The organism is Pseudarthrobacter sp. 05T312 (assembly GCF_056396685.1).
The window spans coordinates 753,376-776,112 of sequence record NZ_JBFTLY010000001.1; the positions used below are offsets into that span (position 1 = coordinate 753,376).

Below are 22,737 nucleotides of genomic sequence, written 5' to 3' on the forward strand. Positions count from 1 at the left end.
TGCAGCAACGGGCCTCGTCGAGGCCAACGCACGAACGGGATCACTCGTCGGTTCCGGCCCAGGCCACCTGGAACGAGACTGCGCGGCCGCCTGAGATCAAGACGGCCCGCCCCGGCGGGGCATTGGATTCGACATCGAACCGGACGCCGAAGAGGTCGCCATCGGCCATGGAACGCGGGCCAAGCAACAGGCCGACGCCGGAAGCCCGGGCGGTCATCATCAGCGGGACGCGCTGGAAAAGCATGGGACTGTAGGCGGCAGACACCACCAGGGAATGGCCCAAGGAATGCAGGTGATCCAGATCCCTTAGCGCCGGAGGCGGAAGTTGGTCGGCATCGTCAACCAGCAGTGTTGTTTCCCGCAGCAAGGACCCATCTTCGGCCTGCCGGAGGATCCCGGCCCAAAACTCTTCTGCGGAGTGCGGTGGCCCTTGATGCGCGCACCACGGTTGGGATGGGTTAAGCGCCTGCAGTGCGCGCAGTGTGTTGCTCTTACCGCTTCCCGGGCTGCCAAGGACCGCCACTACCGCGTTGCCCGGGACCCGGAAGAACGCGGCGGCGACCTCGTCGCCGGCCACCCCCAGCAACTTATCGCGCTGCACCGCATGTATTTGAGTGTTACCCCTCCCGCGGTCGCTGGCGGAGGGTGACCGACCTGCCGGGATCTGATCTGATGGCGGCTGCGCCACCGCCGGTAGTGCCATCGCTCCGACCTGCCGGACCGTGATGAGCGCAGGGAGAGGCTCAACCCGGAGGGGAGGTACCCGGGAAGCCGGATACTCCGGGCCACCGTCGTCCCGCCGCCCCGGGGCAGCACTCCGATAGAACTGGCAGATTGCCGGACCGCCGCCTGAGACCGGCCCGAAGGCAACAGCCCGTCCCTCGGCTGAGGGCAACGAGGACATCCGGGGCCACATGGCGCGGCCCTCCTCGGTGGAACCGGCTGGGAAGTAGAAGCGGTTAGGTACGGCGCCGAAGAATCTGGACGTGACAAGTTCCCGCTCCCCGGAGAGCAGAACCGTGAGTCCTGCCTTGGCGCCGTCGCGGACAAGATCGTGCACCAAGTCTTCAGCCCAGGCCAGCGGCCCAGAACGGAAAGCCGACACCCAGGATCCCCAGCTCGAAACGACCAGGACAATACGCACCTGCCCGGGAGCTGGATGGCTCCTCCGCCGGCCCAGCTCCCCGGCCAACCGCTCAAGAATCCGCACCCCTCGCCGCAGGTCATCCAGTCCGGCCCGGGCGCCCATCCGTCCTGCGCCCGCCAGCTCGAGGAAACTTCCTGCAGCGTCCAGGACGTAGAAGTGGGCTTCCTCGGCTCTGGTGATCAGCTTGTGGACGGCGAGTTCCTGTGCTGCCTGCGAGCCGGACACGGGGCTGCCGACAAAGGCTGCGTGGCCGTGGTGGGCGGGATCCCACACCAGGGGTTCTACCCGTTGCTTCTCCGGCCTGTCCGTCAGGCCGAGGCAAACCCCGGCGGCGCAGTCCGCGGCCCCCAGGCCGGGGAGACCAGGGCTTGCTGACGGGTGGGAGGCAGGTTCTTCCAGATCCTCCGGCAGGGCTGGGGCAACAGGCCTCCTCGGGGCCGCCTTGCCCTCCTGGGTGCAGAGGTTCCGCACCATTGCCACCAGGGGTTCCACTGCCTGCGCTGGAGTGGGCGCAGTAGCCGGTGTGTTGGCTGTCCCGGCCACTTGGCAGGCCAGGAAGTCCGTTGTCCTGCGCACGGAAATGACACCCGGACCTTGGCCCGGTGCCGCTCGGGCCAGGGACGCCCCCTGGAACTCCTCGGCGGCCTCCGTTCCACGGACAAGGAAAGCCCGGCCGGGAGCGTCAACACTGATCCCGGCCGCACTCCTGCAATTGACGATATCCACCGACTCCATCTCGGATTGCACGCGAAGAGCGATGCTTGTGGTCACGTTCGCGCGGATGTCCGCTGTAAGCGCGCCCTGCGGCCGCTGGGTTGCCATGATCAAATGGATGCCCAGGGAGCGCCCAATGGACGCTATCCTCAACAACTCACGGAGTACCTCCGGCAGGTCATCAACCAGCATCCTGAACTCGTCGATGACGATGACCAGGTGCGGGAGGGCAAAATCCTCCGCGGCGCTGGTGGATCGGTACGTGGTTATGTCCGGGACGTTGGCGTCCGCAATGCACTTCTCCCGGAGGCGCAGCTCGGCGCGCAACGAGGTCAGCGTTCGTTCCATGTCGGAGCCGGCCAAGTCGGTCTGGAGGCCCACGCAGTGGATGAGGCCACTGAGCGGGCCGAGTCCTGAACCGCCCTTGAAATCGATGAAGAAGAAGTTGACCCGCTCGGGCGGATAGCTCAGGGCGAGTGCCAAGGCGAGGCTCCGGAGCAGCTCCGACTTCCCGGAGCCAGTGGTGCCCGCCACCAACAGGTGGGGCCCGTCGTACTGCAAATCAACGGTCCTGGTTCCGGATGCGCAGATGCCCAGCGGTATGGCCAGTCCATCCTTGTGCAGGCTTGACTGCCAGCGGTCAGCGGTGGCAGTGGGCGTCAAGGGCAGGACTTCGCCAAGGCCGCAGGCAGCGGGAACGGAACCCGGCCGGTCGTTGTCCTGCCTCCGTGCGACCGCCAAGCGCCGGCAAAAATCAGTGAAGACAGACTCCGGGACCAGATCGGGAACAAAGGTGGTCTCGCGGAGATCCTGGGTCAGGACAGAGTTGCGTTCGGAGAGGACGACGTCCGAAGTTGAGGACGTCCCGTCCAGGGCCTGGAGCTGCAGCACTTGCCATCCCCGCCGGACCGCCGCGTCCCGTACTGACAGGTCAGCGGCTCCGGCCGGGCATTCCCCCTGGATAAGCAGGACACCGCGCTCGCAGCCGTGGGGATGCCCTTTGTTTACGACACCGAGGGCTGCGTGTGGCGTTGCGGCCAGGGTCACCCGGGGCAGGTAGCGGGCGGAGAGGGGAAGGCTTTCCGGCTTCCCGTGGACGAGAACGTGCGTCCCCGCTGCACGCGGATACCCCGCCAGTTGCATCAGGACGGACCGCATTGCGCCGTCGGTGGCGGACCGCGGACCGCTCACGGCGGTGAACTGGCAGTCCGGGTCGAGGACGACCGGAACCATGCCCGCCTTCGGCGCGACCCAGCCGGCACCTTGCCCTTCAACCCTGACATTGGCTGCCTGGTCGGCCTGTCCCAGCCGCAACCACACGCCGCCGGCCCCGGGGCCGGACGTCCCATCAGCCGGCTGTGCGGCCAAGGCGACGAGGGAAAGGGGAGGGGCGCTCCGCAGCCGGCGTTCCCGGTCTTCCGCAACGGCCGCCTTCGTGGCAGCGGAAAGCTCCCTTTTCTCCCGCCTGCCGGTGACAGCAGGAACCAGGACAGACACTACGGACGCCGCGGAAAAGGCGAGGAACATCCACATTCCAGTAAACACGGCCAGCAGCACCCCGATGGCCAGGGGGAGGACCGCAGCCAGGACCAGGGCTGTCCGATTGCCGGCGTATGCACGGCCATGTACGACGATGGGCTCTGTCACAGACGATCCGGCGTCAGCCAGAGCCCGGCCAGGCGGTTCTGCAAATACGAGCGAAAGGTTTGACTGCCCGCACCTGATGCTTGACTCCGTGGATATGACCCTGGTCCGGATCCTTTCACCATCGACATAGGTGCCGTTGGCACTGTCCAGGTCCATCAACAGGATGTCGGTATCTGTGACCACGACCCGTGCGTGCTCACGCGACAGTTCCGGGTCCGGGATGGCTATCCGCGTTCCGCTTCTGCCGATACTGTAGCTGCCGCGCCGTAATGGAACGACCGTGCCCGCTGCTGGTCCGCTGTCGACGGCAAGCACCAGGGGAGGCGCCGTCCCGGGAGCCGGCCGGCGGGTCCGCCCATCCGGAACGGAAGTGCCGCCGTCGACAAGGACCGCTGCCTCTACAAGGGGTGCCACTCCGAGGACCAGGGAACGCAGGTCCTGTCCCTGCACGGTTACGATGCCCGCATGGAATTTCCGGACCAATTGTTCGTGAATTACGGAGCCTGCCGTGCCGGCCGGAGCGCTGATTGAGAGTTCCGCAGGTGCCTGGCCCCGCGATGATCCGGGGCCGTCCACCAGTGTGCAGTTGAGCATCATGGGCTGGGATCCTTCGTACATGTACCCACACGCTAGACACGGGATGCAGTCACCGGCAGAAGCTTTAAGGCCTATGTGGATAAACGTGCGGTTTCGGTGGTCCGCTGACCGGGACCGGCCGGTTAGGATCACTACACCCTGGGCCTTGCTTGCGGTCCGGCAGCAGCGAAGGAGTCCCTTTGAACACGATTGCTGACAGCGCGGACATCGATGACGGTGCCCACATAGGCCGCGGCAGCAAGGTGTGGCATCTTGCCCAGATCAGGGAAGCGGCGCGGCTGGGGGAGAACTGCGTTATAGGCCGCGGCGCCTACATAGGCCCGGGAGTGATCCTGGGGGAGAACTGTAAGGTACAAAATTATGCGTTGGTGTACGAGCCTGCAGTCTTGGAAGCCGGGGTTTTCATTGGCCCGGCAGTAGTGCTGACCAATGATGTCTTTCCCCGCGCGGTGACCCCGGAGGGGGCCCTGAAGACGGAGAATGACTGGGACAAAGTGGGCGTGACCATCAGGCGGGGAGCCGCGATCGGCGCCCGGGCCGTCTGTGTAGCACCCCTGACCATTGGCGCGTGGGCGATGGTGGCGGCAGGCGCCGTCGTCACCAAAGACGTGCCGGACTTTGCCCTCGTAGCGGGTGTTCCCGCACGCCGGATTGGATGGGTGGGAAAGGCAGGCCAACCGCTCCAACGCGAGGATGACCGGTGGGTTTGCCCGGCAACGGGGGACGCATTCTTCGAGAACGGGGGAGTGCTGCGGGCCGCGTGAAGCGGCTTGTGTGCCGGGTCACAGCGCGCGCACTGATTCGACGGGCCCTCCAGTCCCTCGGGTAGGCTAGAGCAGCAGACAATGCGCACCCTTGCGCTGCCCGCATTCGAACCAGGAGATTTTGTGACTGCTGACCTCGTCATCGTAGGGTCCGGCTTTTTTGGCCTGACAATCGCAGAACAGGCCGCCACTGAGCTCGGCCTGAAGGTCGTCGTCATCGACCGCCGCCACCACATCGGCGGCAACGCGTACAGCGAGAAGGAAGAGCAGACCGGGATTGAGATCCACCGGTACGGCGCCCACCTGTTCCACACCTCCAACGAACGTGTGTGGGAGTACGTCAACAGGTTCACTACCTTCACTGACTACGTGCACAAGGTCTACGGCGTGCACAAGGGCGAGGTCTATTCCCTGCCGATCAACCTCGCCACCATCAACCAGTTCTTCCGGGCCAACCTCACGCCCGGGCAGGCCAGGGACCTCATCCAGGAGCAGGCCGGCGAACTGGCTGGAACCGACCCCCAGAACCTGAACGACAAGGGCATCCAGTTGATCGGCCGCCCGCTGTACGAGGCGTTCATCAAGCACTACACCGGCAAGCAGTGGCAGACGGATCCCAAGGACCTGCCGGCTGGCATCATCTCCCGGCTTCCCGTGCGATACAACTACGACAACAGGTACTTCAACGACAAGTACGAGGGCCTGCCCACCAACGGTTACACCGCCTGGATCGAAAAGATGGCTGAGCACCCCAACATCGAGGTGCGGCTCAATACCGACTTCTTCGATGAGTCGCATGAGTACAGCAAGAACAAGGTCGTCGGCAACATTCCCGTTGTCTACACGGGTCCGGTTGACCGGTACTTCGACTACGCCGAGGGTGACCTGTCCTGGCGAACCATCGACTTCGAGGAAGAAGTCCTTGAGGTGGGGGACTTCCAGGGTACTTCGGTGGTGAACTACAACGACGACGACGTCTCCTACACGCGCATTATCGAACCGCGCCATTTCCACCCCGAGCGCGATTACCAGACGGACAAGACGGTCATCATGCGCGAGTTCTCGCGGTTCGCGGAAAAGGGCGACGAGCCCTATTACCCCGTGAACACCTCCGCTGACAGGGAGCGCCTGCTCAAGTACCGCGATCTTGCGGCAGCCGAGAAGGACGTCCTCTTCGGCGGCCGGCTGGGCACCTACAAGTACCTGGACATGCACATGGCCATCGGAGCCGCGCTGAGCATGTTCGACAACAAGATCAGGCCGCACTTCGAAAGCGGCGTACAGCTTGAAAGCGGGGGAGTCGACGCATGAGCGTCCCTACCGACAACAAGACCAAGAATTCCGTGAAGACTGATTCTGCGCAGGGCCGACAAGCATGGCAAACGCTTCAGCGCGTGATCCTGCCGAGCGCCACCCAGATGGATACCGTGCCCCTCTACATGGACATGGGAACTGCCACTGGCATCCAGCTGCCCACTGCAGGCGACCGGGACGGGAAAGCGACCAAAGCCCGGACCATCAGCAGCCCCACCAAGGAAGCCCACGTGGAAGATTTCCTTTCACGTCATTCCACGTCTGTCCGTTCGGGTGAAAGGGTGTCCTTCGGCACCTACTTCAATGCTTTCCCGGCAAGCTACTGGCGGCGGTGGACCACCGTAGACAGAGTCCGGCTGCAGGTTCGCACCCAGGGCGCCGGCTCGGTCATCGTGTACAAGTCGAACGCACGAGGGTCCCTCCAGCGGGTAGACACCCGCCGGGTCGACGGCACCGCCGAGAGCACCTTCGAACTTTCCCTCGCCCCCTTCGGCGACGGCGGGTGGTATTGGTTTGATTTGCTCGCGGGCACAGAGCCGCTGATCATGCTCGACGCCGAATGGCAGGGTGCCGCAGTTGAGGCGAAGCCGGGTTCGGTCACGCTGCAGATCACCACCCTGAACAAAACGGACTTTTGCCTGAACAACCTGCGGCTGCTCGCAGAAAGCGAGGAAGCCCTCGCACACGTTCAGGAGATCCTGATAGTGGACCAGGGCACGCAGAAACTTGCCGACGCCGACGGCTTCGAAGAAGTCAAGCGGTCCCTCAGCGGCAAGCTGCGCATCATCAACCAGTCCAACCTCGGCGGGTCCGGCGGCTTTGCCCGCGGTATGTTCGAAGCTGTTGAGAACGGCAGCGATTACGCCTTGCTCATGGACGATGACGTGGTTGTCGAACCGGAGAGCATTATCCGCCTGCTGACTTTCGCGGACCGGTGCAAGACTCCCACGCTCGTGGGCGGCCACATGTTCGACCTTTACAACCGTACTGTCCTGCACACCTTCGGTGAAGTCGTGAACCCCTACAGGTTCCAGCCGTCCCTGCCCAGCGAAGACATGATCCTGGGGCACGACTTCCTGTCCTCCAACCTGCGCCAGACGCCCTGGCTGCACCGGCGTTGCGATGTCGATTACAACGGCTGGTGGATGTGCCTTATCCCCACTCAAGTGATCCGTGAGATCGGGTTGTCACTTCCCCTGTTCATCAAGTGGGACGACTCGGAATACGGGTTGCGGGCCAAAGCCGCAGGTTACCCGACCGTGTCCTTGCCCGGCTCAGCTGTCTGGCACGTTTCGTGGATCGACAAGGACGACCTTGTGGGCTGGCAGGCCTACTTCCACGCCCGGAACAGGGTCGTGGCTGCGCTCCTGCACAGCCCCTACGAGTTCGGCGGCCGGGTCATCAAAGAGTCGCAGTACGCCGACGTTAAGCACCTGGTCTCGATGCAGTACGCCACGGCCCAGGGCCGGCAGTGGGCTTTGGAGGATGTGCTGAAGGGGCCGGATGCCCTGCCCGGGCTTCTGTCCGCCAAACTGCCCCAGATCCGCGAGATGATGGCCGCGCACTCCGACGCGGTCTTCCGGCCGGACCCCGAGGACTTCCCCGCGCCGAAGATGGACAAACCGCCGCGCCGTGGACACGGCCCGTCGCAGCCCGGAAAGCTCTCACTCCTTCCATGGGCCGCGAAGACCGTTGTCCGGCAGTTGGCAAGCCCTGTCAAGGGCACCAGCGCAGAACGGCCACAGACGACGATCGCGCACCAGGACAACCGGTGGTGGCGGATGGCCCAGTACGACAGTGCCGTGGTGTCCAACGCCGAAGGCACTGGGGCCTCCTGGTACCGCCGTGATCCCAAGCAGCTGAGGAAGATGCTGGCCGACAGCGCCAAGCTCCACTCGGCCCTGCTAAAGGAGTGGCCTGCCCTCAGCAAGCAATACAAAGCCGCCGTTTCAGACCTGACTTCCATGGAGTCGTGGAGGAAGACGTTCGAGCAGCACACCCAGAACGAGATCAAGTGAGCGCTGTTGCATCCGGGGAACTAACTACTCCCGGGCTGGGAGGCGGGCTGCGGGACATCAGGCAGTCCGGCTTCCTGCTCAAGCTGTTGGTCAGGAAAGAGCTGAAGGTTCGCTACCGGGGCTCCGTGCTGGGCCTCCTCTGGTCTTACGTGAAGCCTGGCGTGCAGTTCATAGTCTTCTATGTGGCCCTGGGGGTCTTCCTCGGCCTGGAACGCAGCGCGCGGAACCCGGAAGGGTTAGCGAACTACGCGGTCTACCTGTTTTCCGGCATCGTCCTGATCAACTTTTTCACGGAGGCGCTGGGCAACGCGGCACGGTCGATCGTGAACAACGGAAACCTCATCAAGAAGATCTATCTTCCGCGCGAGCTCTTTCCCGTTGCGTCCGTCTGGGTATCGGCCGTGCACTTCTTTCCCCAGCTGGTGGTCCTGGTCATCGGGTGCGTGCTCGCCGGGTGGCATCCCAACCTTGTCCAACTGCTGGCTGCAGTTGCGGGATTTGTCATCGTTGCCCTGCTCGCTACCGGTCTAGGCCTCCTGTTCGGGGCGGCCAACGTCTACTTCCGCGACTCCGAGAACCTGGTGGACATGCTCCTCATGATCGCAACGTGGGCATCCCCGGTTATGTACGCCTGGTCAATGGTCCAGGAGAAGCTTGGCGCAGGGTGGTTCGCCATCTACCAGGCAAACCCGATCACCATCGGGGTGGAACTCTTCCACTATGCGTTCTGGTTTCCCACAACAGACGGATCCGTCGCCATGCCCCCGAATCTCTTCAGTCTTTGGCTGTTTGTTGGGCTGGGCGTGTCCTTGGCCATTCTCGTACTCGGTCAATTCACTTTCCGGCGGCTCGAGGGCCGTTTCGCGCAGGAGCTCTAAGTGGTCAAGGCAATCGAAGTCACTGACATCAGCAAGCAGTTTGTCCTTCGCCACACGCGGTCCATCAAGGAGGCCGTTGTCTGGCTCGTGAAGGGGCGCAAGGGTGACCTGTCCGAGAAGTTCCACGCCCTGAAAAACGTTTCCGTTGACATCGAGGCAGGGGAAACTGTTGCCCTCCTGGGCCTGAACGGTTCCGGCAAGTCCACCCTGCTCAAGCACATTTCCGGAGTCATGCTCCCCGACACCGGATCGGTGAAAACAAGGGGCCGGGTCGCCGGGCTCATCGAAGTAGGCGCAGGCTTCCACCCAGACCTGTCGGGCCGCGACAACGTGTTCCTCAACGGTGCCATCCTGGGAATGACTGAGCAGCAGATCAAGGACAGATTCGACGATATTGTCGAATTCTCCGAGATAGGCCAGTTCATCGATACGGAAGTGAAGTTCTACTCGTCCGGGATGTACCTCCGGCTGGCGTTTTCGGTGGCCGTGCATACGGACCCCGAAGTCTTCCTGATCGATGAAATCCTTGCGGTAGGCGATGAGCCTTTCCAGCGAAAATGTATCGACAAGATCCAGGATTTGGCGCGGGACGGCAAAACCCTCGTGGTGGTGAGCCACGACCTAGACCTTGTCTCCAGGATCTGCAGGCGCGGTGTTCTCCTTAAGCATGGAGAGCTGATCTTCGACGGACCGATCCACGAGGCCGTCGGCCTGTTGCGCAAGTAGCCCAAGTAACTTTCTTTCACGGACACCCGGCTGGGCCGTCTGTGATGTTTTCAGCAGTCAGGTGCAGGCTCGTGCACTGCACCTGCGCTCACGGTAGCCGTATGGAGGACTTTTGTCTTGGTTTGATGCAACACCTCAACTTCTCCTCGCGGTGGCCCTGATCTTCATTCCGGGACTTGCCGTCGGCCTTGCAGCGCGGCTTGGCTTGCCCCGGGCGGTTGCGGTGGCGCCGGGGATAAGTGTCTCGGTCATCGCCGTGGCCGCCATTGCCGCACCTTTCGCCGGTGTCGCCTGGTCATTGCTGCCGGTCGTTGCGGTAACCATCGGAATGGCCGTGGTGGCTCTTGCTGCGTCGGTTTTGCTCTCCAGGCGGAAGGGGACGGCAGTAACGGACCACGGGGCCGAACCGCGCCAGTGGATGGCGGCCTCCCTGGCGGCAACACTCTTGGCGGCCGTCCTGGTCGGGCGCCGGCTCGTGAACGCCATCGGATCGCCCGAGTCGTTCTCGCAGACCTTCGACAACGTTTTCCACCTCAACGCTGTCCGGTACATTCTCGACACTGGTTCCGGCTCGTCCCTCACACTCAACGCCATGACAGGTGCGGGCTCCTATCCTGCCGCGTGGCACGACCTCGTGTCACTACTTGTCAGTGTCGGTGGTGGGGAAATCACGTCCTCCGTCAATGCCGTCAATATCGCAGTTGCCGCCTTGGTGTGGCCAATCGGGTGCATCTACCTTGCTCAAACACTATGGGGACGCCGTCCGGCGGTAAGCATCACTGCAGGCATCTTGTCAGCTGCCTTTGGTGCTTTCCCCATTTCACTGCTCGATTTCGGAGTTCTCTACCCGAACTTCCTGGCCCTGGCACTCCTGCCACTGGTTTTGGCAGTGGGTCTGGACGCACTTGGCCTGTCCGCCGTCTCACACGGTTCCAGAATCATTAGCCTGCTTGTGTTGCTCGCCGTCCTTCCTGGGATGGCCCTTGCCCACCCCAGCGCTGCCATGGCCTGGCTGGCCCTGATGCTGCCTCCCGCCATTTACGTGTATATCCGCGTTTGCGCGGACACGATCAGGTCCAGGACAGGACGGAGACGCGTTGTAGCTTCGGCCACCCTCGGACTGGCCTTCATTGCCGCCGTCGTACTGATCCGCCTTTTATGGGACCTGGTACGTCCGCCGGCCGAGGCCGCCTTCTGGCCGCCAGTGGAGACGACGGGGCAGGCTATCGGCGAACTGATTGGCAGTTCGGGGATCGGACGTCCCGTTGCGTGGGCGGTCATGGCACTGACGCTCCTTGGCACCTATGTGATCATCCGTTCCAAGCGACAACTGTGGTTACTGGGAATGTACTTGGTCGCAGGGGCACTCTTCGTTGTGGTCAGTTCTTTCCCCGCTGACGACTTCCGGCTGTCTCTCACCGGTATCTGGTATAACGATCCGCCGCGCCTCGCGGCACTCCTGCCCTTGGTGACAATTCCGCTTGCCTGCAGGGGCGCCGTCGAAGTATGGACATGGGTCTCCTCCGCTCTGATGGCGGGTGCCGCCCACCTGAACAGGGTGAAGCCCTCCCGGCCGGCCGAGCGGGCTTCCAGGAGCCCAATGCTTGGGCCTGCGGGTCTCGTTGCCGCGGCGGGGATCATCATGATCGTCGCCATGACAGCAGCCACTCAACGCGGAAACGTAGCCCAGGCGCAGTCATCCATGGCAGGGTCTTACCGGTTGGCGGAGAATTCTCCGCTGATATCGAGTGACGAGATGGCCCTTATCAAGCGACTGCCCGGAGAAGTGCCCAAGGACGCCCTAATGGTTGGCAATCCCTGGAACGGCAGCTCCCTCGCCTATGCCTTTGCTGACCGCAAGCTGGTCCAACTGCATATCCTGAGCGCTGTTCCCCAGGGCGCGGTCCCGTTGCTCAATGGTCCTCTTCCCGCCAAGGACGACCCGACAGTCTGCCCGGCCGTAGAGAACCTCAAAATCGAGTACATCCTCGACTTCGGGCACCGCGAGGTGCACGGCCGGGACAGCGGTTACAAAGGACTGGATGCGCTCATAGCCGCAGGTATGGCAACGCTTGAAGATTCTCAGGGGGAAGCGAAGCTCTACAGGCTCGATCTGTGCCCGGCCCCCTAATTGCCGGATTTGCTTCGGGCGAGTGGCCCTTCGCTTGTCAGGCGCGTGGACAGGGCCCGCTGGCTCAGGTCCGAGTACTCATATGGCGCCGCAAAACCAGAAGTTGGTAGCCGGCAACAAGTGCTTCGGATATGGCAACCGCCCAGGCGACGCCCACTACACCGACACTGACCGCCCCGACAACGACCATGGGAGCGCCTGCTACAGCCCCAATAAGGGTTGACCGGGCTAGCTCCCGCGCCTGGCCTATGGCGACGAGGCACGCCAGACCCAACACTTGGGACAGGGCCACGGCGGCAAAGGCAACCCCGATAGGTATGCTGAGGCTGCTGCCAAATGGGATGGGGTCCTTGACAAGCACCTGGGCCGCAAAGGGTCCCAGAAGAGCGAGAGCAAGCCCGCCGGCGACGCCGAGAACGGGAGCTGCCTGGGCTGCGCGACGGATCCGGTGCTTCTGGTCCGTGAGGCCACCTTCCGGAATCCAGCCCTGGATGAACTGCAGTACCGGCGAGAAGGCAACGGCGCCGTATCGGAAAAGCCGGTCAGCAAAGGCGTACACATCCAATTGCGCTGGAATCAGGACGTTGACGGCCAGTATCGGCAGGTTTACATAGAGACTTCCAGTTGCAGCGGTGATAACGCCGTGCCTTTGCAGCTGCATCCGCGACCAGGATCCCCGTATCGAGAAGTCCCATGACAACGCTGGCGACGCCGAACGAAGGACTACAACTGCGCTGAGGGCTACGGCAAACAGGCCGAAAAGCATTTGCGTCAGCACCATGTACGTCAGGTCCCGCGTAAACGTGAGAACGAAAAGACCTGTGATGGTGCCGGCGAGTTGCGGGAGCGCATCCGCCAGGAACAGCCGGGTGGGCTTTGCCTCGCCAATAAAGTACCAGGGGGCACCCAGGAAAGGGAGCAAGTAGGTCAATGAGGCGAGGAAAACGAAGGCGGCGTGTGCCGGCTGCAGCGCCATCATGATCAAACCCATAATCGGTGCGGTCAGCAGGTACAGGTAGGAGCGCGTTACGAGTGAGTCGGCGAATAGCTGGGGACGCTTTTCCGCTGGCAAAGTCGCGACCATTGATGGTCCGACCGTCCCCCAACCGAAGGCGACCACGACGCCAAACAGGGTTGCCATTGACTGAACCAGCGCAAGGATAGCCCACAGCCCCGAGCCTACGACGTTCGTGATGATTGGAATTGCTACAAGTCCGACGACTGTGCCGAGGCCGACTGTCAGGGCGAACTTCGACAACCTGGCCAGCGCTGCGGCAATTGCTTTCATCGGTTCTGTTCCTTCAACGTGCCTGTGAAACGTTAGGGGCCAAAGTAACCAGCTTAGAGTAGGTGCCGGGCTGCCCCGGACAAGGGGATTGTCCGCGGGGTCGACTACGATGTACCGGGAAGTTGATCCAAAAAGTCAGGAAATTTAATGTCCGTAGCTGCTGTCGTTGTCTCCTATAACCGCCTTGACTACCTCAAGAAATGCCTGGCAGCTCTAGAGCAGCAGACGAGGCCGCTCGATGAAATCATCGTCATTGAGAATGGATCGACGGACGGCAGTGCACAGTACATCCGTGACTCGCACCCTGGTGTCACGATGTTCGAGACGGGTGCCAACCTTGGGGGAGCGGGAGGGTTTGCCTGGGGGGTAGAGATCGCCCTTGCGCACGGACATGATGCCGCGTGGCTCATGGATGACGATGCCGAACCTGAACTGGACGCGCTGGAGCCGCTCATGGCGAGATTCGAGGCCATGACACCGCGCCCCGCCTTCCTGGCTTCCCTTGTCACCGCAGGCCGGGGTGCATTTAACCCGAGGAACCCGCCGGTCGTGAGCCGGGACGCGCACAAGCAAGTCCGGGCCAGCGAGCTCGGAGGCATAGCCATCGACGCTGCCACCTTTGTGGGCGTGCTGATCAACCTCCAGGTGGCCGCTACGACGCACTTGCCGTTCAAGGACTTCTTCATTTGGATTGACGACTCCGAATACACCCACAGGCTCTCCAAAATGGGCTTCGCTATGACAGTCAAGGAAAGCCAGGTCAACCACCCCGTAGCCAAAGGTATTGGCGAAGACATGGGCTCGCGGTTGTTCTTCCACGTCAGAAACAGTCTTTGGTACATCAGGGAACGGGGCTTTCCGGTGGGCACCAATGTGTTCGACGTTCTGCTGGTGATCCAACACTCCCTGCAACAGGGCATCGCCGCCCGCAGTAAGAAGGACTGGCTCATTGCCGTCGCCAAGGGGTACGGCCAGGGGTTCTTTACCAAGCCAACCCGGCAGATGCCCGGAGAACTGCTGGCCACCCTGAGCACCGAGGCCAGGAAGCTCATCAACTGCTGAACGGCGCTGCCCCGCCAGAGCGGGGCAGCGCCCATAGGCCCTGCCCCGCCCAGGGAATCAGCTCAGGATGTCCCGGCCGCTGAATGGTTTGGCGGCAATCCCGAGCAGGATTTCCAGGACCCGCATCACGGGTACGTTCCGTCGCCGCCAGCCGCCTGCCAAGAGCCGGACCAGTCGCATGGTCTTGGGATTGGCATAGGCTTCCAGGGCACACTGGAGGTCCGTAGGGGCCGGCTGGACCGCGGACCCAAGACGTTGAAGAAGTGTGCGGGCCATCAGTGTCCGCCAGCCCAGCCCCGTCTTGTAGATGATCCTGCAGATACTCCGGGCCGAGGCGTTGCCTTCGTAGCGGCGGACAAACCGGTAGGTGTTGCGCACCGAGCCGAGGAGGCTCTGGCTTGATTCGCCGACTACGTTGCCACCGTGTTGGATGTAGTCCTGCAGCACAAGGTCTTCGATCCTGACGCCGTCCCCAGCCACGGCGCAAAGAGCGAGCCAATGATCGTGGTACTGGGAGGGTGCGGCCAGCGACGGAAAGGGCAGCGCCAGTTCAAGGACTTCACGTCGGAAGGCGCACAGCGAACCTGTCACCTGGTTGTTGGCGAAGAGGTCAGCTGCGCCCACATTTTTCCGGTCGGTCAGCCTGCCTTGGCTCGGATCAGGGTCTGCCATCGAAGTTTCCGGTGACACCACCCGTGCCTGGCAGGTTACAAGCGCAGCATCATCCAGGTACGGGAGCAACTTGGTGAGCTTTTGCGGATACCAATAGTCATCCTGGTCGCTCAGGGCAACCCAGCGGGCCTCTGAGGGCACCGCTTCCAGCGCGCGCTCAAAATTATGATGGAATCCAACCCTGGTGTCGTAGCCGAGAACTCGGAAGCGGTCATCGTCGCCGCAGGTGCGCTTCACAATGTCCTGAACGCGCCCGTAGTTGCCGTCAGCAGAGATGAGGCAAACGAACTCTTTGTGGGTCTGGGCCTGGATGGACAGAAGTTGGCGCGCAAACATGGTTTCGTCCGGCTCGTAGGCAGCCAGTGCCACGGCTCCGTAGGAGCCGGCGTAGGAACGACCGGCCGGTACGGAGGGCAGGGGAGGCTTACCAGTCATTGGGCGCGCAGCTTTCTGCTAAGGGCAACGCCGAAGGCGCGGAGCAGCATGATCCTTGCCCGGACAATAACGGAGATTGGGCGCCGTGATTTGGGGGTGGTGTTTTGTTCGTGCAACCGGCGCGCCACCGTGGCCGGTTCCACGTGGGCCATTTCCCGGTTGAGGTTCGCCACAATGGCTATCCACTGGTCGTGGGTTTCCGTCAAAAACGATGGGAAAGGCAAAATGAGCTTTTTCGCGTCGGAGCGGAAGGCCATGGTGCAGCCGTAGTAAGGCCTTATGCCAATCCAGGTGGTAACGAGGTTCGCAATCCACCTTCCGCTGTCGGCTTCCCGAAGTTGCACTTTCTGCAGTTTGTTGGCCGGCCCACCAAATACGGTGAAGTTGCTTGCCGCGAACGCCTTGGTTTGCAAGGACTTGAGGAGATTGTCCAACCGTCCCGGGAGCCAGACGTCGTCTTGATCCGAGAGCATGATGTACGCGCCCCTGCTGGCAGCGATGGCTTTCTCAAAGCTGGCCACGTAGCCACGGTTTTCTCGGCTGGGAAGGAGATTGATACGTGGGTCATCGATGCTGCGGACCACGTCGGTCGTTGCGTCCTTCGAGGCATCATCGACGATGATCAGCTCATCGTTCACGGCGAGTTGGTCGAGAATGGACGCGATCTGCTCCGCTACGTAGTCCTCGCCATTGTAGGTCGCCATGCATACAGATACCCTGACGTTTTCAGTGGTGCTCATGCGCTGATCCGCTTCTGCAGGGCAGGATCGATTTTCCCAAGGCGCCCGGTCCACCCATCCCAGCAACCCCGTGCCAATGCGTAGACCTGCCCTTTGCGGTTGGCGCCATACAGGAGCCTGAAGATGTCGCTTTCCAATTGGAAGCGGAGCCGGCGAACGAGCCAGCCCGGAAAGCGTGCACCGTATTGGCGCCACAAGTAGATGCTGTTTCGGGTTATGTAATACACGCGGAACGGAGCGTGCGAGTGGACATGCCGCTTGATGCCCAGGACTGTGACATGCCAGCCGAAAAGCATCATTGGCTGCGCGTGCCCCAGGGAATGGGTCATGTTGCAGCCCTTTCCAATCAGGGTTGCAAGTCCGTGTGAGCGAACGCGGAGATTGAACTCTGAGTCCACGCAGTCGATAAAAAGCCTTTCGTCCATCATGCCAACGGCCTTGAGCGTGGAGACCGGAATCAGCGCACCCGACTGCAGCGGATCGAAGGCCTCGGGAAACTCTGCCTTGCGGCTGAGCAGGGGAACATTGAGTCCGTTGTGCGATTGGGCGCTGATGAGCCCGGGCTGGATTCCCCTGGCCCTGGCGTCAGCGAGGGTTTCCAGCGCCGCAGCTATGTAGCCCGGGTCGAGGGCGGAATCCTGGTCCAAAGTCACCACGAATTCAGGGGACCATTTCTCGAGCGCCAGGTTGATGCCGGCGTTGAGTGCCGCGGCAATGCCAGAATTCTCGGGCATGCGGATTACGGTGCAGCCCATGGCCTCGAGCTCCTGCAATGCAGTGCTGGACCGATCCACGTCGGAACCATCGTCCACCACTACGGTCTGCGCTACCTGCTTGTTGAGCTGCAGGACTCGCTCCGGCAGGTCCTCGGGCGGATGGAATGCGGAAATAATGGCCACCACTCGGGCGTCATTCTGGCGCGTCACGTCTCACTGTTCCTTTTCGCTTATCCGGATTGACCGACCCGCAGGCGAGGGGACTGTCAGGCAGCACGCCCAAGTCTATCGTTGGCTCGTAGAGCCCTTCCATTCGCCCCCGGTGACCGTGGTCTGTCCAGACGCCCGACGAGGGTGGCCAGCGGTGACGGGGTAGCATTATCGGGGTGCTCATTACCGGGCAGACAGATCCCACCTGTGTTGATTCAAGAAAAGGACCTACCTGGCACATGGCCATTGACGTATTGCTGCCCTACTACGGGGATGTCGACCTGATGAAACTTGCGGCTCAGAGTGTCATGAGCCAGCAGTTCGAGGACTGGCGCCTGATCGTGGTGGATGACGGGTTTCCGAGCCCGGAACCCCAGCGGTGGTTCGAATCCATCACTGACCCCCGGGTGACGTACCAGAAGAACGAGAAGAACCTGGGTGCCAACGGCAATTACCGTAAGGCGCTTGAGTTGGCTGAAGCCCCCATTGTCGTGGTCATGGGCGCTGACGACATTATGCTGCCGAACTATCTTGCCGTCGTGTCCAAGGCGTTCGAGACTTTTCCGCAGGCCAGCGTGGTCCAGCCCGGGGTGCAGGTTATTGACGAGAGGGGACGGGCATGCTCGCCCCTGGTCGACATCGTGAAAAAGGTCTACGCGCCAAACACCAAAGAAGCCGTTCTCCTGCAGGGCGAACAGATGGCAACCAGCCTGGTGCGGGCGGACTGGGCTTACTTCCCGTCCCTCGCTTGGCGGACGGACGTCATTCGGCGCATCGGCTTCACGGAAGGGCTCCACGTCGTACAGGATCTTGCCCTCCTGCTGGACATTGCCGCCGAAAATGGATCGATGGTAGTGGACCCCACCCTCGCATTCCTTTACCGGCGCCATTCCGCGTCAGACTCATCGGTGAAGGCCCTCGACGGACGGCGCTTTGACGAAGAGCGGGCTTTCTTTGAGGTTCAGGCGCGCCGCTTCCGCGAGCTTGGCTGGCAACGAACGGCTCGCGCGGCAGCTTTCCATACAACGTCCCGCCTCAATGCTGCCACCCTGGTGGCCCGCTCACTGGCTATCGGGAAAACGGACTCGCTGCCGCGGCTGCTGAAGCACGTCGTTTCCTAGCAGGCTCCAACTACACCAAGGGGGCTTCCGGCCTAAGCCGGAAGCCCCCTTGGTGTTTTAAAGATTCGTTTCGGGCGGTTTCCCCGCGCCGCGAACATCGCTGCCGTGTCCTGGTTCGTCCCGCGTCCCGCGCGTCTCCAGTTCCTGCACCTTGAGGCGGAGAATCCCCACTTCCTCAGCGAGGACTCGAATTTCGTCTTCTGCCTGGGACTGCTCGAAGGACAGATGGAGGCAGACCAGGACGAGCAGCAGAAGCGCCATCGCAAAGAGCAGGTTGGAAGGTACCCGTACGCCAAGCACTCCACTGGCCCAGAACAGCAACTGCGGGAAGGCAACGAGGACCAGCACTCCGATGCCAATGATGATCCACAGCACGGCATACTTTTCCCGCAGGTGGCGCCGGCGAAGCATCTCAAAGATGATGAGCAGAATGACCAGCACAAAGATAAAGCCAACGAGGGTGGCCATGTGAACTCCTAGTTGGATGACGGTACGTTCTTCTTGCGCGTCAGGGCGAAGAGAAGGGCAAAAGCTGACCTGCCCAAATAGATTGCAGCCTTAATCGGGTCATGGCTTGGCGTTCCACCCTGCCTTTCCCTCATGGAGACTCCAACCTGGCGCACCGTGCAGCCGGACCGGATCGCAACTACAAGCGAATCGATGGTATCGCCAAGGTACTCGGCCGGGTAATGGTCCACATATTGCCTGATTGTTTTCGCGTTGGCAGCGCGGAATCCTGAGGTGACATCCGTGAGCTGTGTCCCGGCGATCTTCGAGATGGTCCACGCAAGGACATTCATGGCCCATTTACGAGGGCCGTGGACCGTGTAGTTCCCTTTGTCCGCGAAGCGTGCACCAATAACGATGTCAGCATCTTGAAGGCCATCAAGGACGGCCTTGATATCCCTTGGATCGTGTTGTCCATCCGAGTCGACCTGGATGACTTGGTCATACCCGTGCATCTTCGCGTACTTGAACCCGGTCCGCATGGCACCACCAACTCCCATATTAAAAGGGAGCTGTACAACCAGCGCGCCTGCGTCGCGGGCCACCTGTGCCGTGTTGTCGCGGGAACCATCGTCCACAACCAGGACATCACAGGCGGGACCGAACTCAAAGACCTCCCTGATGGTATTGCCGATGGCCTCGGACTCGTTCCACGCCGGCATGATGACCAGCGTGCGCTGCGCCTGCTCTGCCGGTGTCATGCCTTATCGTTTTCCAACTTGAGGTATGTTGCCAGCCGCTCGCCGGCGTCCGCTACGTCGAAGCCCGTTGAGCGTGCCTTAGCCAGATTAAGGGTGCTCAGAAGTGGCCGGGGAGCGGCTGCTTTGCCCTTGAAGTACTCGGCGGTCGTGATGCCTGTGACATCACCGCGGGCTGCTCCCGAATGCTCGTAGACGTCTGCGGCAATATCCGCCCAACTCTTCGCGGGCCCGTCATTGCTGAAGTTGTACGTTCCGTAGTCGGCGCGCCCCTCAAGCAGGTGCCTGATGAAGGCTGCAATGTCTTCGGTGAAACTCAGTCTGCCCATTTGGTCGTTGACGACCGAGGGCTTGACGCCGTTGCGGGCCAGTTTGGCCATGGTGCGGACAAAGTTGTTGCCTTCACCGATAACCCAGCTGGTCCGGACGATGTAATGGCGCGGAACAACACTGACCACCGCGTCCCCGGCTGCCTTGGTTTGACCATAGACGCCCAGGGGAGTGAGTGGTTCGTCCTCGTCGTGGTCTTCGCGGCTTCCGTCGAAGACATAGTCCGAGGAGACGTGCACCAAGGTGAGGTCATGCTCGACGGCGGTGCGGGCCAGGTTGGCTACCGCGGTGACGTTGATGGCCCACGCCGCAGCCCGGCCTTCCTCGGATTCGGCAGCGTCCACGGCGGTGTATGCAGCGGCGTTGACGATGGTGGAGTAGTTCTTCCAGTTCCGGTTCGCGAAGGTGTCCGCGTTGGTGAGGTCAAACTCACCGCGCCCGGCGAACTCAACAGTAGTGTCGCCGTCGTACTGTGTGCGCAGTGCCTTGCCCAACTGCCCATCCGCGCCGACCACCAGAATCTTCTTCGACGGCATCGGCGCGACGTCGGCCAGCCGGGGGTGGGCCCTGTCCTTGTCGGAAAGTTCGGCCCGGTCGAGCGGGATCGGCCACTTGATGGCAGCTGTCTCGTCGGCAAGGTTCAGGAAGGTGTATTGTCCCTGGGCGTCGGCGGACCAGTGGTCGTTCACGAGGTAGGTGTACGCCGTGTTGTCTTCCAGGGTTTGGAAGGCGTTGCCGACGCCGCGCGGGATGAAAATGGCCTGGCTGGCGTCGAGTTCAGCCGTGAACACGGCGCCAAACGAGGGCCCTTCACGAAGATCGACCCAGGCTCCAAAGATGCGGCCCGTGGCCACCGAGATGAATTTGTCCCACGGCTCGGCGTGGATACCGCGGGTGGTTCCCGCCTTCTCGTTGTAGGAAATGTTGTTCTGGACGGGCCGGAAATCCGGCAGCCCGAGGGCCACCATTTTTTCCCGCTGCCAGTTCTCCTTGAACCAGCCCCGGTTGTCGCCGTGGACCGGAAGGTCATAGAGGACGACGCCGGGAATGGGAGTTTCGTGGCCGGCAAGCTTTTTTGAGAACTCCAGAGACATGGACTACTGGCCCTGTTCCTTGTACTTGGCTTCAGTGGCAGCTTTTTGTGGGCGCCACCATTGTTCGTTGTTTCGGTACCAGGCGATGGTGTCTTCGATGCCGGCGTCGAAGTTGGAGAACTGTGGCTCCCAGCCGAGTTCGTTGCGGAGCTTGGTGGAGTCGATGGCGTACCGGAGGTCGTGGCCTGGACGGTCCACCACATGGTCGTACGCGTCGGGGGACTGGCCCATATGCTTGAGGATCAATTCGACGACGTCTTTGTTGTTCTTCTCGCCGTCGGCACCGATCAGGTAGGTCTCACCGATGGTTCCCTTGGCGATGATGGCCAGGACTGCGGAGGAGTGGTCGTTGGCGTGGATCCAGTCGCGGACGTTCTCGCCCTTGCCGTACAGCTTGGGTCGGATTCCGTCGATCACGTTGGTGATCTGCCGGGGAATGAACTTTTCCACGTGCTGGTACGGCCCGTAGTTGTTCGAGCAGTTGCTGATGGTGGCCTGCAGCCCGAATGAGCGCACCCAGGCACGGACCAGCAGGTCGGAGCCGGCTTTCGTGGAGGAGTACGGGCTGGAGGGGTTGTAGGGGGTCTGCTCGGTGAACCGCTCGGGATCGTCCAGTTCCAGGTCGCCGTAAACCTCGTCGGTGGAGATGTGGTGGAAGCGCTTGTTGTGCTTGCGTGCAGCCTCGATCAGCGTGTAAGTGCCGATGATGTTGGTGTCCAGGAAGGGGCGGGGGTCATGCAGCGAGTTGTCGTTGTGCGACTCGGCAGCGTAGTGGACAACGACGTCGGCGTCGGCGACCAGCCCGTCCACGATGCCGGCATCGGCAATGTCGCCCTTAACGAAGCTGAAGCGGTCCTCCGGAAGGCCGCGCAGCGACTCGAGGTTCCCCGCGTAGGTCAGCTTGTCCAGAACAGTGACATGATCTTCAGTGTTTTCGATAACGTAGTGGACAAAGTTTGAGCCGATAAAGCCGGCTCCGCCGGTCACGAGAAGTCGCTGCATAATTCCCTAGACTACCGGATTTGCTGCTGCCCTTAGCGAAGGGAAAGATGGGGGCATGCGCGGAATAATACTTGCCGGCGGAACCGGCTCCAGGCTTCATCCCATCACACTGGGTGTCAGCAAGCAGTTGGTACCGGTTTACGACAAGCCAATGATCTACTACCCGCTTTCGACGTTGATCCTTGCGGGTATCCGGGACATCCTCATCATCACCACGCCTCACGACGCGGAGCAGTTTGAACGCCTGCTGGGAGACGGTTCCCGCTTTGGCGTCTCCATCACCTATAAGCAGCAGCCTTCGCCGGATGGGTTGGCCCAGGCGTTCGTACTCGGTGCCGACCACATTGGCGACGACAGCGTTGCATTGGTGCTGGGCGACAATATCTTCTACGGGCAGGGCATGGGAACCCAGTTGCGCCGGTTCAAGACCATCGACGGCGGCGCTGTCTTTGGGTACTGGGTCAAGGATCCTTCCGCCTACGGTGTGGTTGAGTTCGACGACAACGGCAAAGCGCTCTCACTGGAGGAGAAGCCGGCGGCTCCTAAGAGTCATTACGCCGTTCCCGGACTCTATTTCTATGACAATGATGTAGTTGATATTGCCAAGAATCTGAAGCCTTCTGCCCGCGGGGAGCTGGAAATCACCGACGTCAACCGGGTTTACCTTGAGGCCGAAAAGCTCCAGGTGGAGATACTGCCGCGCGGAACCGCATGGCTTGATACCGGCACTTTCAATGACCTGAACGACGCATCAAATTTCATTCGGACCGTCGAGAACCGGCAGGGCCTGAAGATCGGTGCCCCGGAAGAGATCTCCTGGCGCCTCGGTTTCCTGACCGACGACGAGCTCCGGGAACGCGCCGAGCCCTTGGTCAAGAGCGGCTATGGGGCGTACCTTCTGGAGCTCCTCGCTGAGAAGTAGTCCT

18 protein-coding genes are annotated in these 22,737 nt (G+C 61.8%); 9 read left to right on the forward strand and 9 right to left on the reverse strand.

Annotated features, from left to right (window positions below; genetic code table 11):
• Positions 1-40 precede the first annotated feature (40 nt).
• The gene (locus tag AC1DIP_RS03745; protein ID WP_477732883.1) at positions 41-4,126 is read right to left on the reverse strand and encodes an FtsK/SpoIIIE domain-containing protein; all 4,086 of its coding nucleotides are present in this window, start codon (positions 4,124-4,126) and stop codon (positions 41-43) included.
• Positions 4,127-4,284: 158 nt separating this feature from the next.
• Between AC1DIP_RS03745 and AC1DIP_RS03750 the strand changes: the two genes are divergently transcribed.
• From AC1DIP_RS03750 to AC1DIP_RS03775, 6 genes are all read left to right on the forward strand, one after another.
• A complete protein-coding gene (locus AC1DIP_RS03750) occupies positions 4,285-4,869 on the forward strand; it encodes an acyltransferase (RefSeq protein ID WP_477732884.1) in 585 nt (194 codons plus the stop codon).
• 123 nt (positions 4,870-4,992) lie between these two features.
• Positions 4,993-6,180, forward strand: a complete 1,188-nt coding sequence (gene glf / locus AC1DIP_RS03755) for a UDP-galactopyranose mutase (RefSeq protein ID WP_477732885.1) — start codon at positions 4,993-4,995, stop codon at positions 6,178-6,180.
• On the forward strand, positions 6,177-8,201 hold the full coding sequence (locus AC1DIP_RS03760) for a glycosyltransferase (RefSeq protein ID WP_477732886.1): 2,025 nt from the start codon (positions 6,177-6,179) through the stop codon (positions 8,199-8,201). The genes glf and AC1DIP_RS03760 overlap by 4 nt, the downstream gene beginning before the upstream one ends.
• Complete coding sequence (locus AC1DIP_RS03765) at positions 8,198-9,079, forward strand: ABC transporter permease (protein WP_477732887.1); 882 nt, start codon at positions 8,198-8,200, stop codon at positions 9,077-9,079. The genes AC1DIP_RS03760 and AC1DIP_RS03765 overlap by 4 nt, the downstream gene beginning before the upstream one ends.
• Positions 9,080-9,805 (forward strand): ATP-binding cassette domain-containing protein, encoded by a 726-nt coding sequence (locus AC1DIP_RS03770; RefSeq protein WP_476211721.1) that lies wholly within the window; start codon positions 9,080-9,082, stop codon positions 9,803-9,805.
• A 112-nt stretch (positions 9,806-9,917) separates the two neighbouring features.
• A complete protein-coding gene (locus tag AC1DIP_RS03775; protein WP_477732888.1) occupies positions 9,918-11,936 on the forward strand; it encodes a DUF6541 family protein in 2,019 nt (672 codons plus the stop codon).
• 64 nt (positions 11,937-12,000) lie between these two features.
• On the opposite strand, the gene AC1DIP_RS03780 is transcribed toward AC1DIP_RS03775, so the two are convergent.
• On the reverse strand, positions 12,001-13,224 hold the full coding sequence (locus AC1DIP_RS03780; protein WP_477732889.1) for an MATE family efflux transporter: 1,224 nt from the start codon (positions 13,222-13,224) through the stop codon (positions 12,001-12,003).
• 147 nt (positions 13,225-13,371) lie between these two features.
• Here AC1DIP_RS03780 and AC1DIP_RS03785 point away from each other — a divergent pair, with 147 nt between their 5' ends.
• Entirely contained in the window at positions 13,372-14,286 is a 915-nt protein-coding gene (locus tag AC1DIP_RS03785) for a glycosyltransferase family 2 protein (RefSeq protein WP_477732890.1), read from the forward strand.
• Positions 14,287-14,343: 57 nt separating this feature from the next.
• Here the strand turns inward: AC1DIP_RS03785 and AC1DIP_RS03790 are convergent, their stop codons facing one another.
• From AC1DIP_RS03790 to AC1DIP_RS03800, 3 genes are read right to left on the reverse strand one after another with little or no spacing between them, the layout of a single operon-like run.
• The gene (locus AC1DIP_RS03790; protein WP_477732891.1) at positions 14,344-15,393 is read right to left on the reverse strand and encodes a glycosyltransferase; all 1,050 of its coding nucleotides are present in this window, start codon (positions 15,391-15,393) and stop codon (positions 14,344-14,346) included.
• Complete coding sequence (locus AC1DIP_RS03795) at positions 15,390-16,133, reverse strand: glycosyltransferase (RefSeq protein WP_477732892.1); 744 nt, start codon at positions 16,131-16,133, stop codon at positions 15,390-15,392. Before AC1DIP_RS03795 ends, AC1DIP_RS03790 begins: the two co-directional genes overlap by 4 nt.
• Positions 16,130-17,059: a glycosyltransferase gene (locus AC1DIP_RS03800; RefSeq protein WP_477732893.1), complete on the reverse strand. Its 930-nt coding sequence runs from the start codon at positions 17,057-17,059 to the stop codon at positions 16,130-16,132. Before AC1DIP_RS03800 ends, AC1DIP_RS03795 begins: the two co-directional genes overlap by 4 nt.
• 239 nt (positions 17,060-17,298) lie before the next feature.
• On the opposite strand from AC1DIP_RS03800, the gene AC1DIP_RS03805 reads away from it, so the two are divergent.
• Positions 17,299-18,180 carry a glycosyltransferase family 2 protein gene (locus AC1DIP_RS03805; protein ID WP_477732894.1) on the forward strand — a complete coding sequence of 294 codons (882 nt, stop codon included), beginning with the start codon at positions 17,299-17,301 and terminating at the stop codon, positions 18,178-18,180.
• 57 nt (positions 18,181-18,237) lie between these two features.
• Here AC1DIP_RS03805 and AC1DIP_RS03810 read toward each other — a convergent pair whose 3' ends face one another.
• From AC1DIP_RS03810 to rfbB, 4 genes are read right to left on the reverse strand one after another with little or no spacing between them, the layout of a single operon-like run.
• Entirely contained in the window at positions 18,238-18,648 is a 411-nt protein-coding gene (locus AC1DIP_RS03810) for a DUF2304 domain-containing protein (protein WP_477732895.1), read from the reverse strand.
• 8 nt (positions 18,649-18,656) lie between these two features.
• The gene (locus tag AC1DIP_RS03815; RefSeq protein ID WP_477732896.1) at positions 18,657-19,388 is read right to left on the reverse strand and encodes a glycosyltransferase family 2 protein; all 732 of its coding nucleotides are present in this window, start codon (positions 19,386-19,388) and stop codon (positions 18,657-18,659) included.
• Complete coding sequence (locus AC1DIP_RS03820) at positions 19,385-20,809, reverse strand: sugar nucleotide-binding protein (protein ID WP_477732897.1); 1,425 nt, start codon at positions 20,807-20,809, stop codon at positions 19,385-19,387. The genes AC1DIP_RS03815 and AC1DIP_RS03820 overlap by 4 nt, the downstream gene beginning before the upstream one ends.
• A 3-nt stretch (positions 20,810-20,812) precedes the next feature.
• Entirely contained in the window at positions 20,813-21,811 is a 999-nt protein-coding gene (rfbB, locus tag AC1DIP_RS03825) for a dTDP-glucose 4,6-dehydratase (RefSeq protein WP_477732898.1), read from the reverse strand.
• Between the two features lie 55 nt (positions 21,812-21,866).
• Here rfbB and rfbA point away from each other — a divergent pair, with 55 nt between their 5' ends.
• On the forward strand, positions 21,867-22,733 hold the full coding sequence (gene rfbA, locus AC1DIP_RS03830) for a glucose-1-phosphate thymidylyltransferase RfbA (protein WP_142116985.1): 867 nt from the start codon (positions 21,867-21,869) through the stop codon (positions 22,731-22,733).
• The last annotated feature ends 4 nt before the right edge of the window (positions 22,734-22,737 follow it).

What these genes read in the sequence shown, in the direction of transcription:
- AC1DIP_RS03745 (WP_477732883.1), bottom strand. Translation starts at nt 4,126, where the DNA reads ATGTACGAAGGATCCCAGCCCATGATGCTCAACTGCACACTGGTGGAC.
- AC1DIP_RS03760 (WP_477732886.1), top strand. Translation starts at nt 6,177, where the DNA reads ATGAGCGTCCCTACCGACAACAAGACCAAGAATTCCGTGAAGACTGAT.
- AC1DIP_RS03780 (WP_477732889.1), bottom strand. Translation starts at nt 13,224, where the DNA reads ATGAAAGCAATTGCCGCAGCGCTGGCCAGGTTGTCGAAGTTCGCCCTG.
- AC1DIP_RS03785 (WP_477732890.1), top strand. Translation starts at nt 13,372, where the DNA reads ATGTCCGTAGCTGCTGTCGTTGTCTCCTATAACCGCCTTGACTACCTC.
- AC1DIP_RS03790 (WP_477732891.1), bottom strand. Translation starts at nt 15,393, where the DNA reads ATGACTGGTAAGCCTCCCCTGCCCTCCGTACCGGCCGGTCGTTCCTAC.
- AC1DIP_RS03795 (WP_477732892.1), bottom strand. Translation starts at nt 16,133, where the DNA reads ATGAGCACCACTGAAAACGTCAGGGTATCTGTATGCATGGCGACCTAC.
- AC1DIP_RS03805 (WP_477732894.1), top strand. Translation starts at nt 17,299, where the DNA reads ATGGCCATTGACGTATTGCTGCCCTACTACGGGGATGTCGACCTGATG.
- AC1DIP_RS03810 (WP_477732895.1), bottom strand. Translation starts at nt 18,648, where the DNA reads ATGGCCACCCTCGTTGGCTTTATCTTTGTGCTGGTCATTCTGCTCATC.
- AC1DIP_RS03815 (WP_477732896.1), bottom strand. Translation starts at nt 19,388, where the DNA reads ATGACACCGGCAGAGCAGGCGCAGCGCACGCTGGTCATCATGCCGGCG.
- AC1DIP_RS03820 (WP_477732897.1), bottom strand. Translation starts at nt 20,809, where the DNA reads ATGTCTCTGGAGTTCTCAAAAAAGCTTGCCGGCCACGAAACTCCCATT.
- rfbB (WP_477732898.1), bottom strand. Translation starts at nt 21,811, where the DNA reads ATGCAGCGACTTCTCGTGACCGGCGGAGCCGGCTTTATCGGCTCAAAC.
- rfbA (WP_142116985.1), top strand. Translation starts at nt 21,867, where the DNA reads ATGCGCGGAATAATACTTGCCGGCGGAACCGGCTCCAGGCTTCATCCC.